This window comes from Microcella sp. (assembly GCF_046296455.1).
Lineage (GTDB): Bacteria > Actinomycetota > Actinomycetes > Actinomycetales > Microbacteriaceae > Microcella.
The window spans coordinates 108,316-115,342 of sequence record NZ_JBKBLF010000006.1; the positions used below are offsets into that span (position 1 = coordinate 108,316).

At 72.8% G+C, this 7,027-nt stretch carries 8 protein-coding genes; 4 read left to right on the forward strand and 4 right to left on the reverse strand.

The features are described 5' to 3' along the window. The first annotated feature begins 15 nt into the window (after window positions 1–15). Window positions 16–795: an SDR family oxidoreductase gene (locus tag ACK4HH_RS04985; RefSeq protein WP_409648907.1), complete on the forward strand. Its 780-nt coding sequence runs from the start codon at window positions 16–18 to the stop codon at window positions 793–795. Here ACK4HH_RS04985 and ACK4HH_RS04990 read toward each other — a convergent pair. Beyond that, complete coding sequence (locus tag ACK4HH_RS04990; RefSeq protein WP_409648909.1) at window positions 792–2,291, reverse strand: MFS transporter; 1,500 nt, start codon at window positions 2,289–2,291, stop codon at window positions 792–794. The two genes, ACK4HH_RS04985 and ACK4HH_RS04990, sit on opposite strands and share 4 nt — an antisense overlap. Window positions 2,292–2,333: 42 nt before the next feature. Here ACK4HH_RS04990 and ACK4HH_RS04995 point away from each other — a divergent pair, with 42 nt between their 5' ends. Further along, entirely contained in the window at window positions 2,334–3,023 is a 690-nt protein-coding gene (locus ACK4HH_RS04995) for a uracil-DNA glycosylase (RefSeq protein WP_409648912.1), read from the forward strand. A gap of 42 nt (window positions 3,024–3,065) precedes the next feature. Then, the gene (locus tag ACK4HH_RS05000) at window positions 3,066–3,653 is read left to right on the forward strand and encodes an N-acetyltransferase family protein (RefSeq protein ID WP_409648915.1); all 588 of its coding nucleotides are present in this window, start codon (window positions 3,066–3,068) and stop codon (window positions 3,651–3,653) included. Window positions 3,654–3,674: 21 nt separating this feature from the next. On the opposite strand, the gene ACK4HH_RS05005 is transcribed toward ACK4HH_RS05000, so the two are convergent. Then, window positions 3,675–4,289, reverse strand: coding sequence for a hypothetical protein (locus ACK4HH_RS05005; protein WP_409648918.1), 615 nt, complete (start codon window positions 4,287–4,289; stop codon window positions 3,675–3,677). A 182-nt stretch (window positions 4,290–4,471) separates the two neighbouring features. Between ACK4HH_RS05005 and ACK4HH_RS05010 the strand changes: the two genes are divergently transcribed. Then, window positions 4,472–5,935, forward strand: coding sequence for an amidase (locus tag ACK4HH_RS05010; protein WP_409648921.1), 1,464 nt, complete (start codon window positions 4,472–4,474; stop codon window positions 5,933–5,935). 66 nt (window positions 5,936–6,001) lie between these two features. On the opposite strand, the gene ACK4HH_RS05015 is transcribed toward ACK4HH_RS05010, so the two are convergent. Both ACK4HH_RS05015 and ACK4HH_RS05020 read right to left on the reverse strand, forming a co-directional pair. Then, window positions 6,002–6,583, reverse strand: coding sequence for a hypothetical protein (locus ACK4HH_RS05015; protein ID WP_409648924.1), 582 nt, complete (start codon window positions 6,581–6,583; stop codon window positions 6,002–6,004). 42 nt (window positions 6,584–6,625) lie between these two features. Beyond that, window positions 6,626–6,982: a hypothetical protein gene (locus ACK4HH_RS05020; protein WP_255160969.1), complete on the reverse strand. Its 357-nt coding sequence runs from the start codon at window positions 6,980–6,982 to the stop codon at window positions 6,626–6,628. Between the last annotated feature and the right edge of the window lie 45 nt (window positions 6,983–7,027).

A 7,027-nucleotide genomic window follows, 5' to 3' on the forward strand; every position in this document is an offset into this window, starting at 1 on the left:
GGGTAGCGTGTGACCATGACCCCCTTGACAGCAGTCGTGACCGGTGCAAGCTCGGGAATCGGGGCCGCAACAGCCCGTCTGCTGCGCGCGCGCGGCTGGCGCGTGGTCGCCGTCGCCCGGCGGGCCGACCGGCTGGCGGCGCTCGCCGCCGAGACCGGGTGCGAGACCGTCGTGGCCGATCTGACCGACGCGGCGGCGGTGGATGCCCTGCGCGAGCACGTCGCCGCCACCGGCCCGATCCACGCCATCGTCGCCGTCGCGGGCGGCGCGATCGGCACCGATTCGGTCGAGTCGGCCGACGCCGCCGACTGGATGCGCATGTTCGACATCAACGTGCTGAGCGCGCAGCGGGTCATCAGCGCCCTGCTGCCCGCGCTGCGGGCCGGCGCGCGCGAGCGTGGTGTCGGCGACATCCTCGCCATCACGTCGACGGCCGGCCAGATCGCCTACGAGTCGGGTGGCGGGTACAACGCCGCCAAGTTCGCCCTGCGCGGCATGATGCACGCCCTGCGCCTCGAGCTGGCGGGCGAGCCGCTGCGCGTCATGCAGGTGGCCCCGGGAATGGTGCGCACCGACGAGTTCGCGCTCAACCGCTTCGGGGGAGACTTCGCGAAGGTCGATGCGCTCTACGAGGGGGTCGAGCACCCCTTGACGGCCCACGACATCGCCGAGCTCGTCGTGCACGCGCTCGAGGCGCCCGCGCACGTCAACCTCGACGAGCTGACGGTGCGCCCCGTGGCGCAGGCCGCGCAGCACAAGATCGTGCGCCGCCCGCTCGCGGTGCGCGAAGACTAGGGGCGAACGCTCGTCGTCGGCTGCGCATCCGGCTCGGCCGCCACGTCGCCGAAGGCGAGCCGGGGCACGACGAGCAGCGCGGTGGCCGCGACGAGCGCCGCACCGCCGCAGATCGCGAACACGATGAGGTAGCCGAGCAGGCTCGACGCGGTCTCGGTGACCGCCTGGCCCGCGGCGAGCACGAGCACGACGGCGAAGACGGCGCTCGCGAAGGCACCGCCGATCGTCTTGGTGGTGTTGGTGAGTCCCGTCGCGATGCCGGTCTGCCCGAGCGGCGCGGCGGCGGCCGCGGCGGCGGGCAGTGCCGCGACGAGAGCGCCCGAGCCGATGCCCGCGACCACCATGTTGAGGGTGACCCCCACGGCGGTCGTGTTGTTGACGAGGAACGCCAGGTACCCGAGCCCGACCGTCACCGAGGCGGCGATGAGGGCGAGACGCGGCGTGAACCGGCGCGAGACGACCGGGAAGAGCAGGGCGCCGATGATCATCGCCACGAGGTAGGCGCCGATGATGTACGAGCGCTCGGCGGCGTCGAGGCCGAGCCCGAAGCCGTTCGCGGGGTCGGTGCCGGCGAAGGTGCTGAGCGGCGCCTGCGCGCCCAGGATGCTGATGCCGACGAGGCCGGCGGTCAGCTGCACGGGCCACATGGTGGGCTGCCGCAGCACGCGCAGGTCGATCGCCGGGTCGGGGTGCCGCAGCACCCAGCGGCCGAAGGGGTAGAGCAGCAGCAGGCCGAGCAGCATGAGTGCGTACACCCACCACGTGGCGGGCCCGTTGATGCGCAAGAAGGTGAGCCCGGAGGTGACGGTGAGCAGCGCGATCGTCAGCAGCACGAATCCGATCGTGTCGAGGCGGCGCCCGGGCTGCGGGGTCGATTCGGGCACCCCGAAGAGGATGACGAAGAACGCGACGGTCACGGCGATCGCCGGGATCATGAGCGTGAGCGTGACGTTCTCGTTGAACGCGGCGAAGACCCTGGCACCGCCGAGCGCGCCCACGATGGCACCGGCCTCGAGCGCCACGACCAGGTACCCGGCCGCGCGGCGCGTCTGCGAGGCGCCCGTGTCGCTGCGTCGGCCGCGGTCGAAGATGAGCGCGACCTCGAGCGGCAGCCAGACGACGTAGAAGCCCTGCAGCGCCCAGGCGGCCAGGAACACCCAGAACGAGTCGGCGAACACGAGCCACCAGCTGGCCCCCGCCGTGAGCACGGTCGAGATGAGCAGCACCTTCTTGTGGCCGATCATGTCGCCGAGCTTGGCGAGCACGGGCACGACGAGCGCGCTCAGCAGCAGCTGCGCCGCCTCGAACCAGTTGAAGTCGGCGTCGCGAATGCCGAGGTACTCGACGAGGTCGCTGATGAGCGGCACGTAGTAGCCCTGCAGCACGCCGCTCACGAACTCGACGAAGAACAGGTAGCCGACAAGGCCCATCGTGATGGCGCCGGCTTTTCCGCGCAGGGGGGAGGGGCTGGTCGAGGCGCTCGCGGGCTCGGTCATTCCGCGATGCTAGCGCGCGGCGGGGCGCGGTAGCGTGCTCGCATGAGCGAGGGGCGGGCAGGCATGGCGCCCGACTGGGCGGTCGCGCTCGCGCCTGTCGCCGACCGCATCGACGCCCTGCTCGCCGCGCTGCGTGCCGAGGCCGCGGCGGGGTTACCCTTCCTGCCCGCCGAGCGCGACGTGCTGCGGGCCTTCGCCCGGCCGCTCGGCGAGGTGCGGGTCGTGATCGTGGGGCAAGACCCGTACCCGACGCCGGGCCATGCCGTCGGGCTCAGCTTCGCCGTCGACGCCGCCGTGCGGCCGCTGCCGCGCTCGCTCGTCAACCTATACCGCGAGCTGCACGACGATCTCGGCATCCCGGCGGCCGAGCACGGCGACCTGAGCGCCTGGAGCGATCAGGGCGTGCTGCTGCTCAACCGCGTGCTGACGGTCGCCCCCGGGCGCGCGGGCGCGCACCGGGGGCGCGGCTGGGAGGAGGTCACGGCCTGCGCGCTGCGGGCTCTCGGCGCGCGCGGCGGGCCGCTCGTCGCGGTGCTGTGGGGCCGGGATGCTGCGGCTGCGGCGCCGCTGCTGGGCCGGGTTCCGGTCGTCGCGAGCGCGCATCCCAGCCCCCTGTCGGCCCATCGGGGCTTCATCGGATCCCGCCCGTTCAGCCGCGTGAACCGGCTGCTCGCCGAGCAGGGGGCGCCGCCGATCGACTGGCGCCTGCCCCCGGCGGCGACCGTAGACTGACGCGGTCGGAATCGGGAACGAGGCGCTGAGAGAGGGGGCGGGATGCTCGAAGAGGAGTACGAGCGCCGCCGCGCCCTGCCGCCCCACCTGCGCAAGCGCCCCGAGCCCGAGGCGCCCTTCGCGTTCACCGTGCGCGAGGCGGTCGAGCAGGATCTTCCCGACGTGCGCGAGATCTACAACCACTACGTGGCCAACTCGACGGTGACCTTCGACGAGTCGCCGTGGAGCCTTGCGGCGCTGCGCGAGAAGTTCGCGAAGGTGCGCGAGCTCGGCTACCCGTTCCTCGTGGCGGTCTCGCCCAACGGGGTCGTGCTCGGCTTCGCCTACGTCTACCCGTGGAAGGAGAAGGCGGCGTACCGCTTCACGGTCGAGAACTCGATCTACCTCGGGCCCGCGTCGACGGGCAAGGGGCTCGGCACGGCGCTCATGCGCGAGCTGCTCGATCGCGCGAAGGCCGCGGGGGTCAAAGAGGTCATCGCGGTGATCGCCGATCGCGGCGCGGAGGGCTCGATCGCCCTGCACGAGCGCTACGGCTTCGTGACGACCGGCTCGATGGGGCGCGTCGGCTTCAAGTTCGGCCGCTGGCTCGGCGTCGTCATGATGCAGAAGTCGCTCGGCCGCCGCCGCTGAGCGGCGTGGCGAGCGCGCAGGCTACTGGTAGACCTCGCCCGCGACCTCGGTCGCGAGGGTGACGGCCTCGTTGTAGAAGACCTCGCCGCCGAAGGTGCTGATGACCGAGATCCAGCTGTCGTCGGTGATGACGTTGTAGATCGCGGGCACGACGCCCTCGTCGCCCTGCTGGCTGTACGTGACCGCGCCATCGTCGGTCGTGGCCTCGTTGAGGCCCTGCGCCGTGAGGTCGTTGACGATGCCCGCGCGGTTGGCCGCGGTGATGGGCGCGACGCTGATGAGCAGGCTTGAGAGGTCGACGCCGTCTTCGGCGTAGACGCAGCTGATGCCGCCCGCCAGCTGCTCGGGGGTCGGGTCGAAGAAGTACTCGTCGCCGTACACGCCGCCGGGGCCGCCCAGCAGTTCGAGGTTCTGCTCGGCGAAGGCGTCGAGGCGCGACTGCGGCAGGATCGTGGTGCAGTCGGCGGGCATCGTGAAGAAGACCGGCTCGGGTTCGGGCTCGGTGGTCTCGACGGCGGTGGGGGTCGGCTCGGGGGCCTCGGGCTCGGTGACGGGCTCGGACTCGGGCGCGCACGCGGCGAGACCGCCGATGAGAACGAGAACGGCGGTGCCGACGAGCAGGCGCTGCGCGATCATGGTGCTCCTTCTGTGGTGACCGGACCAGACGGGGTGCGCTCCGCGAGCGGCCCCCGGCGGCGAATCTAGCAGTCGATGCCTCATGTTCCCGGGCCGCGCGGGGCGCTGCGGGGCTTCGGGCACCCTTCGTTGTCGAATCGATACGCGGCGGCCGCCGCGCCCTGTCGCCGTAGGCTCGCAGGGTGTTCGAACTCCACCACCTCAGCGCGCTCGAGCAGGGGGAGTGGCTGCGGCGCGGGCGCATCAGCCCTCGCGAGCTCGTCGAGCACTACCTGGCCCGCATCGAGCGCCACAACTCGGCGGTGGGGGCGTTCACGGTCGTCGAGGCCGAGCGCTCGCTCGCTCGCGCCGATGCGCTCGAGGGTCTCGTCGCGCGGTCGGCGCCGCTGTGGGGCATCCCGATCGCCGACAAAGAGCTCGTGCAGCGCGCGGGGCAGCGCACGACCTTCGGCTCGCGGCTGCGCATCGACCACGTGCCCTCGAGCGACGACGAGCTCGTGCAGCACCTCGACGCCGCCGGCGCGATCAGCCTGGGCGCGACCGCCGCACCCGAGTTCGGCCTGCCCTCGTACACCGAGAGCCGCGTCGCGCCGCCCGCGCGCACGCCTTACGACCTGAGCCGAGGCGCGGGGGGCTCGAGCGGTGGTGCAGCGGCCGCCGTCGCCGCGGGCCTGCTGCCCGTCGCGCCCGGCAGCGATGGCGGCGGCAGCATCCGCATTCCGGCAGCCGCGTGCGGGCTCGTCGGGCTCAAGCCCTCGCGCGGTCGGGTTCCCGCCGGCAGCGGTCTCGACCGCCTCGCGGGGCTCGTGGTGCCGGGACCGATCGCGCGCACGGTCGCCGACGCGGCCCTCGTGCTCGATGCGCTCGTCGCCGCGGCGCCCTGGCCGTTCGCGACGCGCGCCCCCGTCGACCCTCCGCTCGCCTCGGGCCGCGAGCACCCGCACCAGGGCCCCTTGCTCGGGGCGGCGGTGCGCGGCGAGGGCCGCTACCAACTCGGAGTCATGACGAGGTCGCCGTGGGACGAGTACACCGACATCCTGCTCGACCCCGAGGCGCGGTGGGCGCTCGACGAGGCGATCGCCACCTTCTCGACGCTCGGGCACGGTCTCGACGAGCTCGCGCTCGAGCCCGAACCCGACTACGGCGCGCACTTTCGCACCGTGTGGATGGCGAGCGCAGCGCCAATCCCCGCGCGCACGCCCGACGAGCTCGCGCAGCTTGAACCCCTCACCGCCTGGCTCGTCGAGCGCGGGCGCGCGCTGCCCGCCGAGCAGCTCGTCGGCGCGCTCGCCTGGCTCAGCGGCTTCGAGCGCCGGGTGATCCGCCGACTGTCGACCGTCGATGCCGTGCTCACGCCCGCACTCGCCATGACGCCGCGCCCGCTCGGCTGGTACGACGCCGAGGATGCTGAGCGCAACTTCACGCAGCAGGTGCAGTACACGCCGTACACGAGCTTCGTCAACGTGGCCGGGCTGCCCGCGCTGACCCTGCCGGTGGGGCTCACGCCGTCGACCTCGGATCAGCCGGGGCTGCCCATGGGCGTGCAGCTCATCGGCCGCCCCGGCGGCGAGGCCACGCTGCTGGCGCTGGGCGCCCAGTTCGAGCGCGCGCGGCGCGGGGCGAGCATCCACCCGCCGCAGTGGTGAGGAAGCGCGGTGGTGAGGAAGCGCGGTGGTGGGGAAGCGCAGTGGTGAGGGGCGCGCAGCGGCGCGCTACGGCAGCAGCTGGGCGAGCGCGTCGCTCGTGAGCGTCGCCGAATCGCCGCCCGAGAAGTAGCTGCCGATCCAGAACCCGTCAGCGAGGATGTGGGTCTCGTTGTACGAGCCGATCTCGGAGTCGACCTCGATCTCGAACAGCGTGCCATCGACGACGTATCCGGCCGCGGTGAACGCGTCGATGAGCGTCGTGCGCGTGGCCTCGTCGAGCCGGGCGATCGACGTGGTCGAGCCGCTCTCGGTGGCGGGCAGCACCCACGTGCAGCTCACGCGCTCGGGGATCGCGCTGAGTATCGCTTCGATGCTGTCGTCGGCGGTGCCCCAACCACCCATGCCCGGCCCGCTGACGTCGCCGAGCAGGCTGCGCCCCTCGCCCGTGAGGCTCGCGACGACCGCGTCGGAGTAGATGGTGTCGCAATCGGGCAGCGCGATCGGCTGCGGCGTCGACGTCGGCGTGCTGCTGGGCTCGGCGCTGCTCGCGGTCGGTGCCGCACTCGGCTCGGCCGCGGGCGTCGGGGTGCACCCGACCATGACGAGCGTCAGGAGCAGCGTGGCGGTCAGCAGCAGTGAGCGTCGCATGGCGTCAGGCTAGTGCGCCCGTCGTCGCCTGCGTATGAGTAATCACCGGTAGCCGCCCTTCTCGAGGCCCGCCTCAACCTCGAAGCGGTTGTGCCGGGCATCCTGCCCCGCCGCGAGGTAGAGCGGGATGAAGGCGAGCCCGTACTTCTTCCACTGCGCGCGGTGCACAGCCTCGTGCTCGAGCACGCTCTCGCGAAGATTGTCGCGCGTGAGGTAGGCGGCGCCGATCGTCGTGCCGCCACGCCCGAAGGCCCAGCGCGGTAGCCCTTCGCACACGATGACGCCCCCGCGCCGCGAGACGCGGAATCCGCCCAACAGGGCACCCCACGTGACGCCGACGGCCGTCGCGAACCAGTAGCCCGGCCGCGCGACGACGGGGTGCAGCCCGATCGCGCGCACGGCGCGGGTGCGGGCGAGCCGGTGCGCAATCCCGCGACGGGCGCC